At 33.8% G+C, this 20,470-nt stretch carries 17 protein-coding genes; 13 read left to right on the plus strand and 4 right to left on the minus strand.

The genetic code is table 11. The features are described 5' to 3' along the window. Window positions 1-5: 5 nt before the first annotated feature. From ACQ654_RS17775 to miaB, 3 genes are read right to left on the minus strand one after another with little or no spacing between them, the layout of a single operon-like run. A complete protein-coding gene (locus ACQ654_RS17775; RefSeq protein ID WP_430411691.1) occupies window positions 6-995 on the minus strand; it encodes a hypothetical protein in 990 nt (329 codons plus the stop codon). 47 nt (window positions 996-1,042) lie between these two features. Continuing rightward, window positions 1,043-1,996 (minus strand): hypothetical protein, encoded by a 954-nt coding sequence (locus ACQ654_RS17780; protein WP_430411692.1) that lies wholly within the window; start codon window positions 1,994-1,996, stop codon window positions 1,043-1,045. A 46-nt stretch (window positions 1,997-2,042) separates the two neighbouring features. Continuing rightward, the gene (gene miaB / locus ACQ654_RS17785; protein ID WP_430411693.1) at window positions 2,043-3,488 is read right to left on the minus strand and encodes a tRNA (N6-isopentenyl adenosine(37)-C2)-methylthiotransferase MiaB; all 1,446 of its coding nucleotides are present in this window, start codon (window positions 3,486-3,488) and stop codon (window positions 2,043-2,045) included. 172 nt (window positions 3,489-3,660) lie between these two features. On the opposite strand from miaB, the gene ACQ654_RS17790 reads away from it, so the two are divergent. The 12 genes from ACQ654_RS17790 to ACQ654_RS17845 all read left to right on the plus strand — a co-directional run bounded on the left by ACQ654_RS17790 (window position 3,661) and on the right by ACQ654_RS17845 (window position 18,087). Next, the gene (locus ACQ654_RS17790) at window positions 3,661-4,446 is read left to right on the plus strand and encodes a hypothetical protein (protein ID WP_430411694.1); all 786 of its coding nucleotides are present in this window, start codon (window positions 3,661-3,663) and stop codon (window positions 4,444-4,446) included. Window positions 4,447-4,597: 151 nt separating this feature from the next. Continuing rightward, window positions 4,598-5,422, plus strand: coding sequence for a hypothetical protein (locus ACQ654_RS17795; protein ID WP_430411695.1), 825 nt, complete (start codon window positions 4,598-4,600; stop codon window positions 5,420-5,422). Between the two features lie 191 nt (window positions 5,423-5,613). Beyond that, entirely contained in the window at window positions 5,614-6,675 is a 1,062-nt protein-coding gene (locus tag ACQ654_RS17800; RefSeq protein WP_430411696.1) for a hypothetical protein, read from the plus strand. A 41-nt stretch (window positions 6,676-6,716) separates the two neighbouring features. Next, window positions 6,717-7,262 (plus strand): RNA polymerase sigma factor, encoded by a 546-nt coding sequence (locus ACQ654_RS17805; protein WP_430411697.1) that lies wholly within the window; start codon window positions 6,717-6,719, stop codon window positions 7,260-7,262. Then, window positions 7,249-8,397 (plus strand): hypothetical protein, encoded by a 1,149-nt coding sequence (locus ACQ654_RS17810; RefSeq protein WP_430411698.1) that lies wholly within the window; start codon window positions 7,249-7,251, stop codon window positions 8,395-8,397. The genes ACQ654_RS17805 and ACQ654_RS17810 overlap by 14 nt, the downstream gene beginning before the upstream one ends. A 104-nt stretch (window positions 8,398-8,501) precedes the next feature. Next, entirely contained in the window at window positions 8,502-11,009 is a 2,508-nt protein-coding gene (gene topA / locus ACQ654_RS17815) for a type I DNA topoisomerase (RefSeq protein WP_430411699.1), read from the plus strand. Then, window positions 11,009-12,178: a formimidoylglutamase gene (locus ACQ654_RS17820; protein ID WP_430411700.1), complete on the plus strand. Its 1,170-nt coding sequence runs from the start codon at window positions 11,009-11,011 to the stop codon at window positions 12,176-12,178. The genes topA and ACQ654_RS17820 overlap by 1 nt, the downstream gene beginning before the upstream one ends. Window positions 12,179-12,329: 151 nt before the next feature. Next, window positions 12,330-13,703, plus strand: coding sequence for a gliding motility lipoprotein GldK (gene gldK / locus ACQ654_RS17825; RefSeq protein ID WP_430411701.1), 1,374 nt, complete (start codon window positions 12,330-12,332; stop codon window positions 13,701-13,703). Window positions 13,704-13,783: 80 nt separating this feature from the next. Beyond that, entirely contained in the window at window positions 13,784-14,416 is a 633-nt protein-coding gene (gldL, locus tag ACQ654_RS17830; protein WP_430411702.1) for a gliding motility protein GldL, read from the plus strand. A 46-nt stretch (window positions 14,417-14,462) separates the two neighbouring features. After that, complete coding sequence (gldM, locus tag ACQ654_RS17835) at window positions 14,463-16,034, plus strand: gliding motility protein GldM (RefSeq protein ID WP_430411703.1); 1,572 nt, start codon at window positions 14,463-14,465, stop codon at window positions 16,032-16,034. Window positions 16,035-16,055: 21 nt separating this feature from the next. Continuing rightward, entirely contained in the window at window positions 16,056-16,949 is an 894-nt protein-coding gene (gldN, locus tag ACQ654_RS17840; RefSeq protein ID WP_430411704.1) for a gliding motility protein GldN, read from the plus strand. A gap of 67 nt (window positions 16,950-17,016) precedes the next feature. Continuing rightward, entirely contained in the window at window positions 17,017-18,087 is a 1,071-nt protein-coding gene (locus ACQ654_RS17845; protein ID WP_430411705.1) for an NAD(P)/FAD-dependent oxidoreductase, read from the plus strand. On the opposite strand, the gene ACQ654_RS17850 is transcribed toward ACQ654_RS17845, so the two are convergent. Further along, the gene (locus ACQ654_RS17850) at window positions 18,084-18,473 is read right to left on the minus strand and encodes a DUF983 domain-containing protein (protein ID WP_430411706.1); all 390 of its coding nucleotides are present in this window, start codon (window positions 18,471-18,473) and stop codon (window positions 18,084-18,086) included. The genes ACQ654_RS17845 and ACQ654_RS17850 overlap by 4 nt on opposite strands. 82 nt (window positions 18,474-18,555) lie before the next feature. Between ACQ654_RS17850 and abc-f the strand changes: the two genes are divergently transcribed. Continuing rightward, entirely contained in the window at window positions 18,556-20,469 is a 1,914-nt protein-coding gene (abc-f, locus tag ACQ654_RS17855; protein WP_430411707.1) for a ribosomal protection-like ABC-F family protein, read from the plus strand. Window position 20,470 lies beyond the last annotated feature (1 nt).

The raw sequence follows: 20,470 nt of genomic DNA on the forward strand, positions 1-20,470 counted from the left end.
GTTTTTTAATTTATGTATTGAAAGTTTTCACTGATGGTAATAGTTACATCATTAGAAATGAATGGTAATGATGAATATAAAGTTCCAGACCTACTTAAAATTCTGTTATTTGTATCATATTGAATGTCTAAGTTTGATGGTCCTTGCGAAGTTGTAACTGATGTAACATTGTTGTTACTGTACACCATTGCTTGCCAATGTTCGTATTGATCGTCATATTCATCATAGAATATTGAAAATTTATACAAATCGTTCATGGTAAAACTGAGCGGATTTATGTTACTATCATGCGTATATACGTATGTATTTGGATTTTGACCTGTAATCTCAGACATGATTAAATTTCCATTAGTATCATAGGTAATATTTTCCGTTTTAACCACAACGCCACTTTCCATCGTTTCTCTTTTGATAAGTTTATTTTGATCAGTAAATGTAAACTTTGTACTGTAGATGGTTCCTTCTTTTGTACGTGTAACTTCAGTATTGAAATGTGTAAACGTGAATATAAAATCTTCAGAAGCATCTTGTAAATCTTCATACTCAATTGTTGCAATTTTGCCAATATTATAGGTTACGGATGCTCTATTAATAATAGTTCCGTCAACTCTGGTAATAGCGCCAATGACTCTAGTATTTTGATCTCTAATAACAGAAGCCGTTGCATCAATAGTAGTTCCTAAAAACGAAAGACTTGTTTGTTGTGATGTAAATTGATTTTGAGAGTTGATATTAAAATCTGTATTAAAAGAAGTATCGCTTCCGTTAGCTGTAAATTCTTTTACATAGTTGTAATTTGATAATTGATTGCTGTTTCCAGGATCTGTTGGGTCGGTTGGATCTGTAGGATCAGTTGGAGTGCCAGGATCAGGATTTGTTGGATTTCCATTGGTAGGAACTTCCTCTGTTACAATTTCAAAATCAACAGGTTCATTATCACATGAAAAACATAAAAATGCCAATAGAACAGTGGTAAGTAAATAAGCTTTTTTCATTGGATTGCTTTTATGAGTTATGCATGTTTTTTAAGATTGTTGTATGATTAATATTGAAATGTTTCGTTTAGTGTAAATAGAAAACCATCTCCTAAATCAAACGTTCCATTTCTAGTTGTTATGTTGTTGTCAGCATTATACGTTAAGTCAAATGTTACATTTTGCCCGTTATCTTGAACTCCTGCCCAGTTGTTTGTACTATGAAAAGTTGCAATCGTATTTGCTACTTCGTCCTCATAATCTATATTAAAAATACTAAATAGAAATTGATCGTTAAAAACAGCTTTTGACGGATTTGTAAATGAATCATACGAAAGTGTGTATCCGCCTTCATTTGTTCCCGTTGTAGTTGTAGAAGTCAAGTTTCCGTTCGTATACGTTAGTGTTTCTATTTGCGTGCTCATGGTTCCTGTGAACGCTTCTACAGAAATTAGTTGACTGTTTGAATCAAATGTATATTCAATTCTTTCATCAGAACCAACAGTAGTTCTCGTAACAATTGTTCCGCTATAGGTAAAATTATAGATATGATTTTCAGTAGGATCTTCTAAATCTTCATAAACGATTTCAGAAATATTATCGCCAGTATAACTTATCGTTGTGTCCTCTGAAGGTGTTCCGTTAGTTGTAGCATTTAAGCGAACAATTTTACCGTTTCCGTCACGTGTAAATACGCCAAAAGCTGGAGTTGATGAACCTGCTATAATTACTTCTGCATCTAACGAAATTACAACGCCTCCTGAAACATTGAAATCCGTATTTGTAATAATTTCGCCAAAAATAGGCAGGTTTGATGTTACATCATATGAATATAATGATAGTGTGCTTGCTGGATCTGTCGGGTCTGTCGGATCGGTTGGGTCAGTTGGGTCCGTCGGATCTGTTGGGTCTGTCGGATCCGTAGGATTTGTTACCTCTACATCAAAATCTATAGGTTCATCATCACATGAGAAACATAAAAATGCTACCAAAATTGAAGTTATTAAAAGTGTCTTTTTCATCATATTTATTTTTTGATGGTTGATTGAATAGTATTTGATTATTTTTTTAATTATTTTCTGAATGTTCAATGGCTTCACCAATTAACGTTGCAGAAGTACAATCGTGAATTTTTACATTTACGAAATCACCAAGGTTGTAGTGTTCTTTTGGGAAAACTACTACTGTGTTTTGAGAACTTCTTCCCATCCAATGTGCGTCTGATTTTTTAGAAGAACCTTCAATAAGGACTTCTTTTACCGTATTGAGATGTGATTGCGTTCTGTATGCGCTATGCGATCGTTGCAGTTCAATAATTTCTGCAAGTCTTCGTTTTTTTGTTGTTTCAGGAATGTCGTCTTCCATTTTTCTTCCAGCCATTGTTCCAGGGCGTTCAGAATACGTAAACATATATCCAAAATCATATTTTACATATTCCATTAATGAAAGTGTATCTTGATGATCTTGTTCTGTTTCTGTTGGAAAACCAGCAATTAAATCTTGCGATATTCCACAGTTTGGTAAGATGTCACGAATCTTATCTATCAACGCAAAATATTCTTCGCGCGTATGCAAACGATTCATTTCTTTTAAAATTCGATCGCTTCCACTTTGTACAGGTAAGTGTATGTGTTTGCAAATATTTCTATGTTTTGCCATGATATGAAATACATTTTCATGCATGTCTTGCGGATTTGAAGTTGAAAATCGGACTCTCAACTTTGGAAACTTGACAGCAACCATATCCAACAACTTTGCAAAATCTACCGCAGTTGCTTTTTGCATTTCAGAAGCTTTTTCAAAATCTTTTTTCAAGCCGCCACCATACCATAAATAGCTATCTACATTTTGACCTAATAAGGTTACTTCTTTAAAGTTTTTGTCTGAAAGTTCTTGAATTTCTTCTAAAATCGATTGCGGATCACGGCTACGTTCGCGTCCACGGGTAAATGGAACAACGCAAAACGTACACATGTTGTCGCAACCTCTTGTAATGGAAACTAACGCTGTAATTCCGTTTGTGTTCAATCGAACAGGCGCAATATCTCCATACGTTTCATCCTTTGAAAGTACTACATTTATGGCGTCTCGTCCTTCATCAATTTCTTGGAGCAAATTTGGTAAATCTTTGTAAGCATCAGGGCCAACAACCATGTCTACAATTTTTTCTTCTTCCAAAAATTTACTTTTTAAGCGTTCTGCCATACAGCCCAATACACCAACTTTCATTTTTGGGTTGTGTCGTTTTACGGCATTGTATTTTTCCAGACGTTTACGAACCGTTTGTTCAGCTTTGTCACGAATTGAGCATGTATTCACCAACACCAAATCAGCTTCTTCCAAACGATTTGTGGTATTAAAACCTTCTTTTGCAAGAATGGAAGCTACAACTTCACTATCAGCAAAATTCATTTGGCAACCATAACTTTCAATATATAGTTTTCGTGTGTTTTGAGGTTTTTGTGCTAAAACAATGCTTTCACCTTGCTTACTTTCGTCTATTATCTTCTCCATGTATGCTGTAATCTGAATGGTAGTTTACTATCAATTAAGATGCAAAGATAGGATTATTTCAAAACATATGACATAATGGCATGTTAAATAACTTGCTATCTTTCACACTCAAATTATTGGACTTATAATAATTCTTTTATTTTTGTTACTCAACCAATTAACTATAAAGGACATGAATAAAAATTTCTTACTAGAAAAAATTGACAATGCGAAACAATTATCTTTTGGAGATATTTTTAACGAATCTATAGAATTGTTTAAAAAAGTATGGATGCAAGGATTTGTAAAAACTCTTTTACAAATGATATTAGGCTTGGTCATTGCACTACTATCATACATTCCAATTTTTATGGTGTTAGGATTTTTCGGAGTAACATTTAGCATCATGGGAGAACGATCGGCACCAGTGATAGCTTTGCCTATGGTGGTGTTAATCATAGCAATATTTATTTTGATAATTATTGTAGCAGGCGTTGTGCCAATGGCTTTAATAGCTGGTTTTTACAGAATATGTAAACAGAAAGATTTGAATGAAGCAACTTCGGATGATTATTTTTATTTCTTAAAAAGAAGATATTTTAAAAAAATGGCAACTTTAGTAGCGGCTTCTATTGGAATTAGTCTTCTAGCAACATTGTTGTGTTATTTTCCAGTATTTTTTGTAATGATTCCAATTACTTTTTTTACCATAATATTTGCGTTCAATCCAGAATTAAGCGCAAGCGATATTATAAGTGTTGGTTTTAAACTTGGTGTAAAAAAATGGGGAATTACATTTGCGCTCGTGTTGGTAAGTGGATTTGCTGCATCAATAATTGGATTTATTCTTTGTGGAATAGGAATATTTTTTACGAGCTCATTTATATACCTGCCAATATATTTTGTGTACAAACATGTTATTGGTTTTGAGGATGATTACAGGGTATATTCTGACGATCTAAAACAAATTGAACAATAAACATGTTATTATAAATGAAAGCCTATCAGAATAATGATAGGCTTTTTTATGCGTTAAAAAGTACTTAGGAAAATTTGTTTTTCTTGCTCTCAAAAAAATATACAACTTATAATAATTCTGTTATTTTTGTACGCTATTGAAATAAATACACATGAATAAAGAAACACTACTAGAAAAAATAGAAGAAGCAAAACCTCTATCATTTCAAACAATTATGAATGAATCTGGGACTTTGTTTACCAAAACCTGGGGACAAGCGCTTCTAAGTAGTTTGTTAATTTTGTTATTTTCTTTGGTAGCGGCAATTATATGCTTTATTCCATACACAATAACATTGGTATTTTTTGGAATTACTTCCGAATACATGGACTTTCATGTTTCAAATGACGAAAGAGTACGTGTTATATCATTCATATTTGGAGGAATATTTTCAGTAGCCGCAGGAGCTATTTTTATAGCAATATCAGCGGCATTTTTTAGAATATGTAAAATGAAAGATCATAACAGAGCTGGTTTTTACGATTACTATTACTTCTTGAAACGAAAATATTTTTCAAAACTCTTTGTATTAGGAACATTGTCTACGGCAATTATTGCTCCTTCAGTACTCTATTTATCGTACATTCCTTTGGTGTATCTTATCGTTCCTATTATTTTTTTCATTGCTATTTTTGCGTTCAATCCAGAATTATCAACAAAAGATATTATAAATCTTAGTTTTAAACTTGGAACTGAAAAATGGGGAGTTTCTATCGGATTCATACTAATTATAGGCTTTATTTCCATGATTGTAGGTGTTATTTTATGTGGATTCGGATTTGTGCTAACAATGACGTTTGTTAACTTGCCACTCTATTTCATCTACAAACATGTCATTGGTTTTGACGATGAAAAACCTGTAGATCCATACCAAGAAAAAACAGATTTAATCATTCAAAAACTACACGACTACAAAAGACCTGTCAAAAAAAGATAATCTTTTTTACATACTTCGGGAACCTTTTTCTTTTACAACGCGTCTATATTAATAGAAAGGATTGAATGCTCGAAAATGAAGTGGATGATGCTCGATTTTCAATTAATATTGAAAATATTTGAGTATTTCTGAAGCCTTTTTGCAATTCATACATCTATAAAATATACGAACATTAACAATACCTGATAATTATGAAAGAAAAAATTTTAAAAGCTGGATTATGTATATTTATAATAATAGCCACTTTTTCATGCTCTGACCTAGATGACAATGAAGAAGTAGGAACTGTAGATCTTGTAAATCTCATCGAAAAAGAATCTGAACTCTTCGATCTTATATCGCGTGTGGCAGATGAAGATTCGGATAAGGAAATTACCTGTATCAAATTCATTTATACATTTACAATGTTAGAATTTAATAGTGATGCAGAAGTTGTTGCGCAACATGTAGTTGCAAGCGATGTGCAATTTAGTACAATACTAGACGGTATTGCAGACGGAAACAGTATCGGAATCAGCTTTCCAATTCAAAGTGAACTCGAAAGTGGTGAAGAATTCTTAATTCAAAATAAAGACGAATTAAAACAAGCTATTGACGATTGTGTTTTGGTACAACAAACACAAATTGCAGGAAATTGTCGCCAACTATTGCAAGAATGTGTTTGGGTTGTAAGTCATGATGATGAAGATGAAGACACGTATGAAAACGCTGTATTTGATGTTGCTGATGACGGAACATTCAAATTTTATAACAACGGCGAACTGTTTGAAGGCACTTGGATTGTGTACTTTATTGAATACGAATTACACATCAATATTGCCTTTGATGAACCTAGCGAAACGGCAGACGACTGGAGTTCTGATTGGAAAACAGTAATACAACCAGACAATATTATGACGTTGACAAATAATGACATCGTATTTACGTTTACGCAAGAATGTGAAGAAGAAAATTACTGTACCGAATTGGTTTTTATAGAATGTGAAAACATTGATGGTTCTGAAATTTCCGAATTCGCATTTGAAGAATACATTCCGTGTATCCTAGAAATAAAAGATTTGGACGAATTAACCAATGCAGATACAATTGCCTTTTATATAAGTGAAGATGATGCAAACAATCAAACAAATCCGTTACCTTTAAACTCATATCAAAATACGTCAAGTGTAGAAATTATATATGTACGTATTGACTATGCAATGAGTACTGAATTTATCCTAATTCCAATAGAAATTCAGTCGATAAGTTGTTAAAAGCAATCAAAATACAAAACAATCTAATAGGGTCGCCATTTTTGGGAAAAACGAACAAACAAATACATAACATTGATGGGTTGCGAGCTAATGATGAACTGGTGCAAAAAGCAGTTTATGAAGCACTCGCGCCTAAAATGTTAGGAGCTTGTCTCAACTTTATTTCAGATCGTTCAATGGCGGAAGAAGTCATGAACAATGGTTTTGTAAAAGTATTTTTCAACATCAAAAAGTACAAACAAGAAGGAAGCTTTGAAGGTTGGGTACGTAAAATCATGATTCGTGAAAGTTTATCATTTCTACGAAAAAAGAAATTCCTAATCTCTGATCAAAGTGAAACCATACTCGAACATCAAAAAACATATCAAAAACCAGTAACAGAAATTTCGGAAATACAACGCTTAGTGATGCAACTTCCTGTAGAATTTAAGCTGGTTTTCAATTTATATGCAGTAGAAGGCTATTCACACAAAGAAATCTCAGTACTATTAAAAATTCCTGAAGCAACTTCTAAAACACGCTTATTTAGAGCGCGAACACTATTAAAAGAACAATTAACAACAAAAAAGTCCAATGGAAGATTTTGATTACATAGACGCACTTGCAAAAAGTGAACTTTCGGGTCGTGAAGCAACGCCTTCCAATGATGGTTGGGACATTGTTCAGGAAAAACTACAACGCAAAAGAAAAAAGCGAAGACTATTTTTGTTGCTATTATTCTTTATTATAATAAGCTTTGTTGGAATCTATCATGGAATCAATTTCAATTCAGATATTGATGGAAATTCGGTTACCAACAAAAATACAGAGGAACTAAATACAGGAAATACACAAAACACGATTTCGGATTCAACTTCAACTTCAACTTCAATTTCTAATATAGATACTTCTAATCTCAGTCAAGCTGAAAAAGACGCGTTAGGCGCAAATGACGCAACTCAAAACAACAATCAGCAAGCAAACAAGCTTCAAGGAAGTGAAAGAGGAATTGTAAATGCTGCATCAAAAGTAAAATCTCGCGGAAGCGATACACAAAACAACATTCTATATAATGGTGATAAAAAGTTGCAACAACATTCATCAAATACTATAAGTGAAACTTCATCAGCAGCAGAAAGTGAAGAAATTGTAGCAACAGCAGAAGATGTAAAATTATATGCTTGGGAATTAGTTCCACCAGAAACACTCAAAAAGAAACGTAAAAAGCGTAAAAAGGCGAAAAAGGAAAAAGCAAAACCGTTATATGAAAACACAGATATCATGGTTGGTCTCAACGGATTTTTTACACCAAACGATTATCAAATTATAAAATCGTACGTAATTGAGCTTTCCTATGAACTCAAGAATGAACTCAAAAATGATTATCTGCTCAATTATGGAGTTGGTTTGCAATTTAGAAATTTACACTTCAAAAGAGATAGTACAAGTTTTAACAAAGGCGAGTTGAGTTTTAACTTATTTTCCAACGTTGAAAAACGATTTGGCGATTACAGTTTGGAAGCTGGTGTATATGCTGGATATGAAATATATTCGCCTAACAATAAATTTTTCAGTACCAAAGTTAAAAGTTTTTTCGATCAAAAAATTAATTACGGATTAAGCGCAGGAATCAATTATAAAAATGTTGGACTTATTTTTAAATATGAACTATCACCGTACGTAAATTACCTTGGAGACAAAAAATATGGTGGATTCATTATCGGTCTGAAATATGATTTTTAAACGTCTAAAAAGTGATTTCTAACAAGCATAAAAAAAGTATAAATACAAAAAAATGTGTCCGTTTTTAAAAATCTACATACTTTTGTACTCTGAAAAATCAATATATGGCAAAGAATCTGGTAATTGTAGAGTCACCTGCAAAAGCGAAAACGATTGAAAAATTTCTAGGAAAAGAATTCAAAGTAGAATCAAGTTTTGGGCACATTGCAGACTTACCATCCAAAGAGTTAGGTGTAAATGTAGACGGCGATTTTGAACCTCAATATATAGTCTCTGATGACAAAAAAGCAGTTGTAAAAAAATTAAAGGATTTAGCGAAAAAAGCAGAAATGGTTTGGCTCGCTAGTGATGAGGATCGAGAAGGAGAAGCGATTGCTTGGCATTTGGCTGAAACATTAAAGCTTACGCCAGAACGTACAAAACGAATTGTTTTTCATGAAATTACAAAAACAGCAATTCTAAAAGCGATAGACAATCCGAGAGATATTGATTACAACTTAGTAAATGCACAACAAGCCCGAAGAATCTTAGACAGATTGGTTGGTTACGAATTGTCGCCAGTACTTTGGAGAAAAGTAAAAGGTGGATTGTCTGCCGGAAGAGTACAATCGGTTTCAGTACGTTTAATTGTTGAACGTGAACGTAGTATTCAAGATTTTAAACCACAAGTATCTTTCAAAGTAGCTGCAGAATTTTTGAACTCAGAAGGGAAAAAATTCAAGGCAAAACTCAATAAAACATTTCCAACACACAAAGCGGCAAAAGACTTCTTAGCTAAAAATGTTGGTGCAGACTTCAAAATAGCAAACTTAGAAACAAAGCCAGCTAAAAAATCTCCAGCGGCACCATTTACAACATCAACGTTGCAACAAGAAGCATCACGAAAGCTATATTTCTCCGTTAGTAAAACGATGACGTTAGCACAGCGCTTATACGAAGCAGGTTTCATAACATACATGAGAACGGATAGTGTAAACTTGTCTAACGATGCGAAAAATGCGGCACAAGCCGAAATTATTCGTTCGTACGGAGAAGAATACAGCAAACCAAGAAACTATAAAAGCAAAGCAAAAGGCGCACAAGAAGCGCATGAGGCAATTCGTCCGACCAACATGGAAAACCATTCTGTTGATGCAGAATATGATCAAGTACGTTTATATGAACTTATTTGGAAACGTACGTTAGCTTCTCAAATGAGTGATGCACAATTAGAACGTACCAACGCTAAAATTGAAGCAAATACACACGGTGAACGTTTTACAGCAAACGGAGAAGTGTTAAAATTTGAAGGTTTCCTAAAAGTATATCTGGAAGGAAAAGATGAAGAAGAAGAAGAGCAAGATGGAATGTTACCAGCATTAAAAGTTGGTGAAAAACTTGCAAACGAATACATAACTGCTACACAACGTTATACACAAGCTCCTTACAGATTTACGGAAGCTTCCTTAGTAAAACAATTAGAAGAATTAGGGATTGGACGTCCGTCAACATACGCACCAACCATTTCTACCATTCAAAACAGAGGATACATTGAAAAAGGAACTGTTGATGGCGTAGAAAGAAACTATGAGCAACTTTTACTAAAAGGTGATAAAATCATTGAAAAAGAACTCACGGAAAAAGTCGGTTCGGACAAAGGAAAACTTGTGCCTACAGATATTGGAATGATTGTAAATGATTTCTTGGTGAAAAATTTCGCATCCATCTTAGATTACAACTTTACTGCAAAAGTTGAGCAAGACTTTGATGATATAGCGTCTGGAAATGAAGAATGGAAAGACATGATGAAAAGTTTTTACAAAGACTTTCATCCAAAAGTAGAAGATGTAAAAGAAAATGCCGAACGTGAATCTGGAGAACGAATTCTTGGAACTGATCCTGAAAGCGGAAAACAAGTAAGTGTTCGTTTAGGAAAATTTGGACCGATGGTTCAAGTTGGAACCGTGGACGATGAGGAAAAACCAAAATTTGCAAGTTTAAGTCCAGATCAACAACTAAACACCATCACTTTTGAAGAAGCAATGGATTTATTTCAGTTGCCAAAAGAATTAGGTGAATACAAAGGAGAAACTGTTGAGGTAAACAACGGGCGTTTTGGTCCGTATGTGAAATTTGGTAAAAAATTCATCTCACTTGATAAAGGTGAAGATCCACTAAGTGTGGAAATGGACAGAGCAATGGAGCTTATTAAAGCACGTGAAATAGCTGATGCGCCAATTGCACAATATGAAACGCATGATGTTACAAAAGGTGTTGGACGTTTTGGGCCTTTCTTAAAATGGAATGGAATTTTCATTAATGTGAATAAAAAATATGATTTCGACAATCTTTCACAAGCTGATATTGTAGAACTTATAGAAGACAAAAAGCAAAAAGAACGTGATAAAGTCATTCACAATTGGGAAGCAGAAGGAATTCGCGTTGAAAAAGCTCGTTGGGGACGAAGCAACATTCTCAAAGGAAAAATAAAAATTGAACTTCCAAAAACGGTTGATGCTACAAAATTAACACTAGAAGAAGTTCAAAAAATGATTGAGGACAAAGCTCCTAAGAAAAAAACGAAAGCAAAGGCAAAGGCAAAAGCGAAACCAAAAGCAAAAGCTAAAAAATAATGGAATTCGAATTTTTATCGCCTGTCAATGATTTATTAATGGCTCACAAAGAGTTATTGCCAAATCAAGCGTTAGGAAACCAAATAGCAATACACACATCCAAAGACGGAATTCCTGAAGTGGTTACAGCTGCAAAATTTGCCATCATTGCAGTTTTAGAAAATCGAAGTGATATCAATTACTTAGGTGAAGAACTCAATTTGTTGGAAATTCGGAAAGCACTATACAGTTTATATCCAGGAAACTGGAGTAAAAAAATTGTGGATTTAGGAAATCTGCACAAAGGAGCAACGGTAAACGATACATATGCGGCATTAAAAACCATTATGGAGCCGTTACTCAAAAACAATATCATTCCTATAATAATTGGCGGAAGTCAAGATTTAATGTATGCCATGTACAGAGCATATGACAATCTTGAACAAATGGTAAACATGGTTAACATTGATAGTAAGTTCGATTTTGGAGCTGTTACGCAATCGGTAAGTAATCATTCCTATATGGGAAAAATTATTATGGAACCACCGCACAATTTGTTCAATTACAGTAACATTGGATATCAAACCTATTTCAATGCGCAAGAAGAAATAGATTTAATGCAAAAACTATTATTTGATGCGTGTCGTTTAGGACAAGTGTCAAATGACATAAGTATTGTTGAACCTATTACACGTGATGCAGATATAGTCGGAATTGATTTATCAGCGGTAAAAGCTTCTGAAGTAAGTGGAAATCAAAACACATCACCAAATGGATTTGATGGAAAAGAAATCTGTGCTATCAGTCGGTATGCAGGAATAAGTGACAAAGTTTCGACATTTGGAATCTTTGAATACAAAAACTCAAAAGACGAAGAAATTACAGCAATGTTAGTGGCACAAATGATCTGGTATTTCGTTGAAGGTGTTAATTATCGCGTAAATGATTACCCTTTTGCATCAAAAGACGACTATTTGAAGTATATTGTGCCAAATGACCGAGAAGAGATGATCTTCTACAAAAGTAACAAGACAGAAAGATGGTGGATAGAAATACCATTTATTTCAAGTTTGAATAATAAATTAAAAAGACATACGTTATTACCTTGCACACACCAAGATTATTTGAATGCTTGCAACCAAATAATCCCTGAAAGATGGTGGATGGCGTATAAAAAAAGTATAAATTAAATAAGCGTGTTAAGAAAACCTTAAAATGATATTTAAAAAAAGCAATTCAAAACCATTAGTTTTTAGAATAAAAAATTGTTTTTTTGAAAATAAATAGATAGGTTTACGCCCTTAAAATCTATAAAAAACGTATTAACCTCAATATTTCCGTATGAAAAAGATTGTTGTATTAACAGCCGTTTTAGCATTTCTTTATAGCTGTGGTTCTAAAGATAGAGGTGAGCTAGTCGGTGTCAAAGGTAAAAAGTGGCATCCTGAAAAACCTTATGGGATGGCATTAATTCCAGGTGGTTCGTTCATCATGGGTAAATCCGATGACGACATTGCTCAAACCAAAAATGCACCCACAAAAACAGTTACTGTTCCTTCATTTTACATGGATGAAACTGAAATCACTAATAGTGAATACAGAGAATTCGTATATTGGGTTAGAGACTCTATAATCCGAACTAGATTGGCAATATTAGCCGATGAAGAAGGGAAAACAGATCCTAACGAAGACGGAATTGCAAAATATGTTTTTAAAGATGCAGATACTACAGATGTGTCTGCTTGGCAAAAGTATAATATAGATAACTATGCTGGAATGGGACCTACTGGATATGAAGGTAGACGCCTAAACCAAGATATAGATCTAATTTGGGACTATTCTGAAATCCCAGATGAGTTCTATGCAGAAGTAATGGATTCTATGCTAATTCCAGAAGCTGAAGCATACAATGGACAACGTACTATTGATTGGACAAAAGTAAGGTTTCAATACACTTGGATGGATATTGAAAGTGCTGCAAAAAACACTAGAAATACAGGTTTAAAACGTTCAGATTTTATAAAAAGAGAAAACTTAGAAATATATCCAGATACAACTGTTTGGATTAGAGACTTCGAATACTCGTACAATGAACCTATGCACAATGACTACTTTTGGCATGATGCATACAATGATTATCCAGTAGTAGGTGTTACTTGGAAACAAGCAAAAGCATTCTGTGAGTGGAGAACATTAAAAAAGAATATCTACAGAAGAGAAAGAAAACGTCATCAAATCAATAAATTCAGATTGCCATCTGAAGCAGAGTGGGAATACGCTGCAAGAGGTGGACTCGAAGGAGCTACCTATCCTTGGGGTGGACCTTACACTATGAATGATAGAGGATGTTTCTTAGCAAACTTTAAGCCATTAAGAGGTAATTACGCGGCAGATCAAGCATTATATACCGTAGAAGCTGATGCTTATGAGCCAAATGATTTCAACTTATACAATATGGCAGGTAACGTAGCCGAATGGACAGCATCATCTTACGATCCAAGTTCATACGAATACATGTCTACAATGAGTCCTAACGTAAATGATACACTAAACCAGCGTGTAGTAATTCGTGGTGGGTCATGGAAAGATGTTGAATACTTCTTACAAGTAAACACTAGAGATTTCGAATACAGAGACTCTGCAAGAAGTTACATCGGATTCAGAACAGTTCAAAGTTATATGGGAACTGATGTTGTAGGTACAGGAAAAAGATAACTCATAATTCAACAAATTAACTAATAGGTAACCCAACACTTAAATTTATTAACTAAACACTAAACTAAAATTAGATTATTATGGCAAAGAATGGCAAGATCACGCTAACGAACATGGTTTATGGACTTGGAGCGGCAATTGTAATTGTAGGAGCATTATTTAAAATTCAACACTGGCCTTACGGAAGTGAGATTTTAACACTTGGAATGATTGTAGAAGCACTAGTATTTACATATTCAGCATTTGAAAGACAACAAGACGACCTAGATTGGTCTCTAGTATATCCAGAATTATCTGGAGGATCAGCAAAAGTAAAAGCTAAAAAGCAAGAAGCTACTGATGCAGAAGGATTATTATCAAAAAAATTAGACAACTTATTAAAAGATGCTAAAATTGATAGCGAGTTAATGACAAGCTTAGGATCAAGTATCCGTAACTTTGAAGGAGCTGCTAAAAGTATTTCTCCAACTGTTGATGCAATTTCTTCAACTAAGAAATATGGTGAGCAAATGTCATTAGCCGCTGCACAAATGGAATCTTTAAATAGCCTTTACAAAGTTCAAATGGAAAGCGCTAGTCGTCAAGCTTCAATCAACGAAGAAGCAGTTGAAAACGCAGCTAAGCTAAAAGAGCAAATGCAATCATTAGCATCAAACTTATCATCATTAAATGGTGTATATGGTGGAATGTTATCTGCAATGAACAAAAACTAATTAGTATTTATACTTAATTTAAATTAACTAAAAAAACTAATTAGACATGGCAGGAGGAAAAGTATCTGCAAGGCAGAAAATGATTAACTTGATGTATTTGGTTTTCATCGCAATGATGGCAATGCAAATGTCAAAAGAAGTGCTATCATCGTTTGGGCAAATGGAAGAAAAGTTTGCTATGTCAAACGTTGCTGCATCTGAAACAAACAAAAACATGCTGGAAGGCTTAGAAGGAAAAGCGAAAGAAAAGAAAGAAAAATTCGCTGTACCGTATGCTTTAGCTCAGGATGTAAGTAGAATATCAAATAGCTTTTATGCTTTCTTAGCAGAAGTTAAAGAAAAAGATATCTTAGATAGAGGTAAATTTGAGCGTGACGAAAGAGGAAGCTTACCTTTCCAGTCAATGGAAAAAGGAGATTTTCTTGATGAATACTGGTTCACAGGAGACAGACCATCTAAAAGAGGTCAGGCAATCGTAGATCGTATCGAACAGTATAAAGCTGAAATGAATGAAATTTTTGATAAAGACAAATCATATCTTAAAGTTCAACAAAACTTCAACAAACGTTTCGATTTAAGCGAAGTAGAAAATGCTGATGGAAAAAAATTAGGTTGGTTAGAATATAACTTTAACGGATATCCGTCAATTGCTTCATATACAAAATTAACAGCAATGCAGAATGATGTCAAAGCATCTGAATCTGCAGCATACAACTTATTCTTAGGAAACTCACTAGAAGATGCAATTACATTAAGAAAGTACAAAGCAATTGTACTTGCTGACAAATCAGCTTTCTTCGCTGGTGAAAAATTCAAAGGAAAAGTAGTAATTGGTAAATACGAAAACGTAACACCAACAAAACTTACAGTTAAAGGTTCTGATATCAACATTGGAGAATCAATTGACTCATTAGGAGCTGTAAAGCTAGATTTCAATGTTGGAAATGTAGGTGAACATACTATTGATGGAGAATTTACGTTTATAGAAAACGGTGAAAACTTAAAAATTCCTATTGAAGCGAACTATGTGGTAGTACCACGTCCTAACTCAGCTACAATTTCTGCTGATAAAATGAACGTAGTATATCGTGGAGTTGTAAACCCAATGACAATTTCTTTTGCAGGAGTTCCTGATAACAAGGTTACAGCAAATGCTACTGGATTAGTAAAGAAAGGAAATGGGAAGTACGAAATGAGACCAGGTGCTGGAAGAGAAGTAGTTGTTAGTGTTTCTGCTAAGTTAGATGATGGATCAACATCAACTGATAAAGCTACATTTAGAATTAAAGATATTCCGCGTCCAACAGGAACAGTAAGAGGAGAATCAGGAACCTTAAAAATGAGTAAAAATAACTTGTCTAAAGTTACTATTGGAGCAATGTTAGAAGATTTTGACTTCGATCTTAAATTAAACGTTAGAGGATTTAGTTTTAAAGTTCCAGGTCAAGCTACTATTAAAGTAAATGGAAACAAATTAGACAGTAGAGCTAGAGCTTCTTTATTAAAAGCTAAAAGAGGGCAAACGGTTCAAGTTTTTGACATTAATGCAAAACTTGCGACAAACTCAAGTTATTTTGTTAAAAAAGTTACCCCTGTAATTATTGAAATTACAAACTAAAAAAATATTAAAATATTTGTTATGAATTGGAAAGGCTTATTTATAGTTGCATTTACATTACTAATTTCGGGAACGGTTTTTGGGCAGGCAAATTTATTGAATGCTAAAGATCCAAGTGAAATTGGTGTAAAAACGCAAGCGCAAAAAGATGCAGATAACGATGGTCCATTACCTTATGGATACGTTGATGACAGAGATATTCTTTGGTCAGCAACAACATGGGAGATCATTGATCTTGATGAAAGAGTAAACTTTCCATTGTACTATCCTATAGATACTATTGATATTCGTTCTGATAGACGTTCTTTATATGATGTATTATTGAAGAATGTTAAAAACGGAAAGATTAAGAAAGTATATGGTGATGGTAATTTTATAGAAGAGAGAACGTACAAAGATATCGAAGCTACACTCAGAAAAGTTGATACAACTGACCTTGGAAAGGAACAGCTAAATGCTAATGAAGCCTTATCTGATGAATATATCAATGTGAGAGATTTAACTGCTGCAGATATTGAAGAATACCACGTAAAAGGTGTTTGGTATTTTGACAAACGTCAAGGAGAATTAAAATTCAGACTACTAGCCATTGCTCCAGTAGCTCCAGATGTAAACTTTATTGATGTTGAAGGACAGCAAGATTTAGTTGAACTATTTTGGGTATTCTATCCAGATGTTAGAGGAATACTACATGAAGCAAAAGCCTTCAATGATCGGAATGCCGCCAAACCATTATCTTTTGATCACTTATTAAATGCAAGACGCTTTAATGGAATCATTTATAAAGAAGAAAATGTACAAGGTGATCGACGTGTGAAAGATTACGTTCGAGAAAACTCACTAATGCAGTTATTGGAATCTGAACGTATCAAAGATAAAATCAGAGGAAGAGAACAAGACATGTGGAATTACTAAAAACACATTCATAACAATAACAATACAAACGCTCACTATTTAGTGAGCGTTTTTTTATTTTTGCACTATGGTAGATTATATAATTGTCGGATTAGGATTGGCTGGAATTGCTTTTTGTGAAGAACTAGAAGCGGCAGGAAAAGAATTTATTGTATATGAAGACAACTCGCAACATTCTTCTACAATTGCTGGCGGATTATACAATCCGGTAATATTAAAACGATTTACACCAGTTTGGAATGCTGACGAACAAATAGAACTAGCATTGCCTTTTTATGAACGAATAGAAAAAAAACTAGCAACTCATATTGATGAGAAAATTTCTGTAGTTCGAAGATTTTCTGCTATCGAAGAACAAAACATGTGGTTTGAAGCTTCAGACAAACCAAAACTATCAAAATACCTTGATACAAATCTAATTCAAAATACAAATGAAGCTGTAAATGCACCTTTCGCATTAGGAAAAGTAAAAGAAACGGGAAGAATAAATACACGAAAACTACTCAATCATTATCGTGAATACTTAACGCAAAAAAACGCGCTCAAAAAAGAACGTTTCCAATACATCGATCTCATTCTTGATGAAGATTCTGTTCGCTATCAAAACATCAAAGCAAAGATAATCATCTTCTGTGAAGGTTTCGGAATCAACTTCAATCCATACTTTAGTTATTTGCCATTAAAAGGAAGTAAAGGCGAATTGCTATTCATAAAATCACCAAACTTAAAAATTGACTATGTGCTAAAATCGTCGGTTTTTATAATTCCGCAAGGAAATGATATTTACACGGTTGGTGCAACCTACAATTGGAAAGACAAAACAAACACAACAACCGAAGAAGCAAAACTAGAACTCATAGAGAAGCTTTCTAAGCTCATTACATGCGATTATGAAATCATTGATCATGTTGCGGGAATTCGTCCAACAGTAGTTGATAGAAGACCTTTAGTCGGAACGCATCCAAAGTATTCACAACTAGTTGTATTAAACGGTTTAGGAACACGTGGTGTAATGATTGGGCCAACAGCGGCAAAACAATTGTACAATCATTTAACGCATCAAATAGCATTACCACATGATATAAATATCAAACGTTTTGAGCACTTTCAAGAGAAAGCAAACGTCAAAATAAACTAAGAATTCTTCTTGTCTAAATTCTTGTCGTAAGACATAAAAAGATTAATCCAAATATTTCTCGATAGACGCATAATAACAGGCATAAAGAAAATCATGGTACCCATAATAGCAAAAAAAGAAGTCAATAGGCTAGTGCCAATAAGCCATCGTGAAACTACAAAAGCGGCAAAAGCAAACCCAATTCCGACTCCATAACTCACATACATAGCGCCGTAAAAAAAAGAAGGTTCAATTTTATAACGAGTTCCACAATGCGAACATGTTTCGTGCATTTTCAATGTAGTAGCAAGTTTATATGGATTTTTCACCTCATACATGCCTTCGTTATGACATTTTGGGCAACTTCCCGTTAAAATACTATATAATTTCGATCCTTTTTTTAACATTTGTAAAAATATTTATAGCGAGTCTTACGAAATACAAAAATAAGACTTCCAAATTAGAAACATTGTAACTTTTGTCACACATATGATAAATATTCATAATATAGGTGTTGCCTTTAGCGGAACATATTTGTTCAAAGACATTGCTTTTCGATTAAATGCGGGAGATCGTGTTGGTTTGATTGGAAAAAATGGTGCTGGAAAATCAACGCTCTTAAAAATTCTTGCCAAAGAAAACGAACCTGATGAAGGTGAAATTGCTACAGATAAAGACATTTCAATTGGTTTTTTAAAGCAAGATATTGAATTCGTTAAAGGAAGAACTGTACTTGAAGAAAGTTACGAAGCGTTTGAAGAAATTCGTGAATTAGAACTTAAAATTGATAAAATAAATCATCAACTTTCCGAGCGAACTGATTACGCTAGTGAAGTGTACAATCAACTGATTGTAAACCTAAGTGAATATACAACACGTTACGAAATCTTAGGTGGTTACAATTACAAAGGTGATACCGAGCGAGTATTGCAAGGGTTAGGGTTCAAAAGAGAAGATTTTGACAAAAAAACAGATACATTTTCAGGTGGTTGGCGTATGCGAATTGAGTTGGCAAAACTCTTACTGCAAAAAAATGACATCTTACTTTTAGATGAGCCTACCAACCATTTAGATATTGAATCGATTATTTGGTTAGAGCAATTCTTAAAAACATTTCCAGGCGTTGTAATCATTGTTTCGCATGATAAAATGTTTTTAGATAACATAACGAATAGAACGATTGAAATTTCGCTTGGAAGAATTTACGATTACAACAAACCGTATTCTAAATATTTAGTATTGCGTGAAGAAATTCGGGAACAACAACTCGCAACACAAAAAAATCAAGCCAAACAAATTCAGCATACTGAAAAGCTCATCGAGAAGTTTCGCGCGAAAGCATCAAAAGCTTCCATGGCACAATCGCTCATAAAAAAATTGGAGAAAATTGATCGTATTGAAGTTGATGAAGATGATAATAGTGTAATGACAATCAAATTTCCATTGTCAATTCAGCCAGGAAAAGTAGTCGTAGAAGGCGAAAATGTTTCAAAACATTATGGCGAAAAGCAAGTACTATCAAATGTTGATTTATTTGTAGAACGAAACAGTAAAATTGCGTTTGTGGGTCAAAATGGACAAGGAAAATCGACCCTAGCTAAAATCATTGTCAATGAAATTCCACATGATGGAAAACTAGAACTAGGACACAATGTTCAAATAGGATACTTTGCACAAAACCAAGCCGAATATCTCAATGGCGAACTCACTGTTGAAGAAACGATGATTGAGTCGGCAGACGAAAAAACACGTCCGAAAGTGCGTGATATGCTCGGCGCTTTCTTATTTAGAGGTGAAGAAGCAGATAAAAAAGTAAAAGTATTGTCTGGAGGCGAACGAAATCGATTGGCATTGTGTAAAATGTTATTGCAACCTTTCAATGTATTGGTAATGGATGAGCCAACCAATCACTTAGATATCAAATCTAAAAATGTATTAAAAACGGCATTACAAAACTTTGAAGGAACGTTAATTTTAGTCTCGCATGATCGTGACTTTTTACAAGGATTGACAAACAAAGTGTATGAATTCAAAGATCAGAAGATAAAAGAATACTTAGGTGATATCAATTATTACTTAGATGAACGAAAAGTTGCAGATTTGCGCGAAGTAGAAAAACGTACGGTTATAAAGCAAGAAATTGTAAAAAGTGAAGACACAAAACAATCGTATGAAGCGCAAAAAAAGCAAAAATCGCTTAACAACAAACTCAACAAAATTGAACGTAACATTTCTGACTTAGAAAAAGAAATCAAAGACATTGATATGGAATTGGCTATTAATTATGAAGAAACCATAGCGAAACCGAATTTCTTTGATATGTATCAAGGTAAAAAGAAATTGTTGGAAGATTTAATGATGGATTGGGAAGAATTACAAGAACAAATAGATGAATTAAGCTAAA

Origin of the sequence: Kordia sp. (assembly GCF_965283645.1) — a bacterium.
Classification (GTDB): Bacteria; Bacteroidota; Bacteroidia; order Flavobacteriales; family Flavobacteriaceae; genus Kordia.

Excerpts from the sequence above, each read along its gene's own strand:
- gldK (WP_430411701.1), top strand. The coding sequence starts at position 12,330 with ATGAAAAAGATTGTTGTATTAACAGCCGTTTTAGCATTTCTTTATAGC.
- ACQ654_RS17820 (WP_430411700.1), top strand. The coding sequence starts at position 11,009 with ATGGAATTCGAATTTTTATCGCCTGTCAATGATTTATTAATGGCTCAC.
- miaB (WP_430411693.1), bottom strand. The coding sequence starts at position 3,488 with ATGGAGAAGATAATAGACGAAAGTAAGCAAGGTGAAAGCATTGTTTTA.
- ACQ654_RS17795 (WP_430411695.1), top strand. The coding sequence starts at position 4,598 with ATGAATAAAGAAACACTACTAGAAAAAATAGAAGAAGCAAAACCTCTA.
- ACQ654_RS17780 (WP_430411692.1), bottom strand. The coding sequence starts at position 1,996 with ATGAAAAAGACACTTTTAATAACTTCAATTTTGGTAGCATTTTTATGT.
- ACQ654_RS17850 (WP_430411706.1), bottom strand. The coding sequence starts at position 18,473 with ATGTTAAAAAAAGGATCGAAATTATATAGTATTTTAACGGGAAGTTGC.
- ACQ654_RS17845 (WP_430411705.1), top strand. The coding sequence starts at position 17,017 with ATGGTAGATTATATAATTGTCGGATTAGGATTGGCTGGAATTGCTTTT.
- gldM (WP_430411703.1), top strand. The coding sequence starts at position 14,463 with ATGGCAGGAGGAAAAGTATCTGCAAGGCAGAAAATGATTAACTTGATG.
- abc-f (WP_430411707.1), top strand. The coding sequence starts at position 18,556 with ATGATAAATATTCATAATATAGGTGTTGCCTTTAGCGGAACATATTTG.
- ACQ654_RS17800 (WP_430411696.1), top strand. The coding sequence starts at position 5,614 with ATGAAAGAAAAAATTTTAAAAGCTGGATTATGTATATTTATAATAATA.
- gldN (WP_430411704.1), top strand. The coding sequence starts at position 16,056 with ATGAATTGGAAAGGCTTATTTATAGTTGCATTTACATTACTAATTTCG.
- ACQ654_RS17775 (WP_430411691.1), bottom strand. The coding sequence starts at position 995 with ATGAAAAAAGCTTATTTACTTACCACTGTTCTATTGGCATTTTTATGT.
- ACQ654_RS17810 (WP_430411698.1), top strand. The coding sequence starts at position 7,249 with ATGGAAGATTTTGATTACATAGACGCACTTGCAAAAAGTGAACTTTCG.
- topA (WP_430411699.1), top strand. The coding sequence starts at position 8,502 with ATGGCAAAGAATCTGGTAATTGTAGAGTCACCTGCAAAAGCGAAAACG.
- gldL (WP_430411702.1), top strand. The coding sequence starts at position 13,784 with ATGGCAAAGAATGGCAAGATCACGCTAACGAACATGGTTTATGGACTT.
- ACQ654_RS17790 (WP_430411694.1), top strand. The coding sequence starts at position 3,661 with ATGAATAAAAATTTCTTACTAGAAAAAATTGACAATGCGAAACAATTA.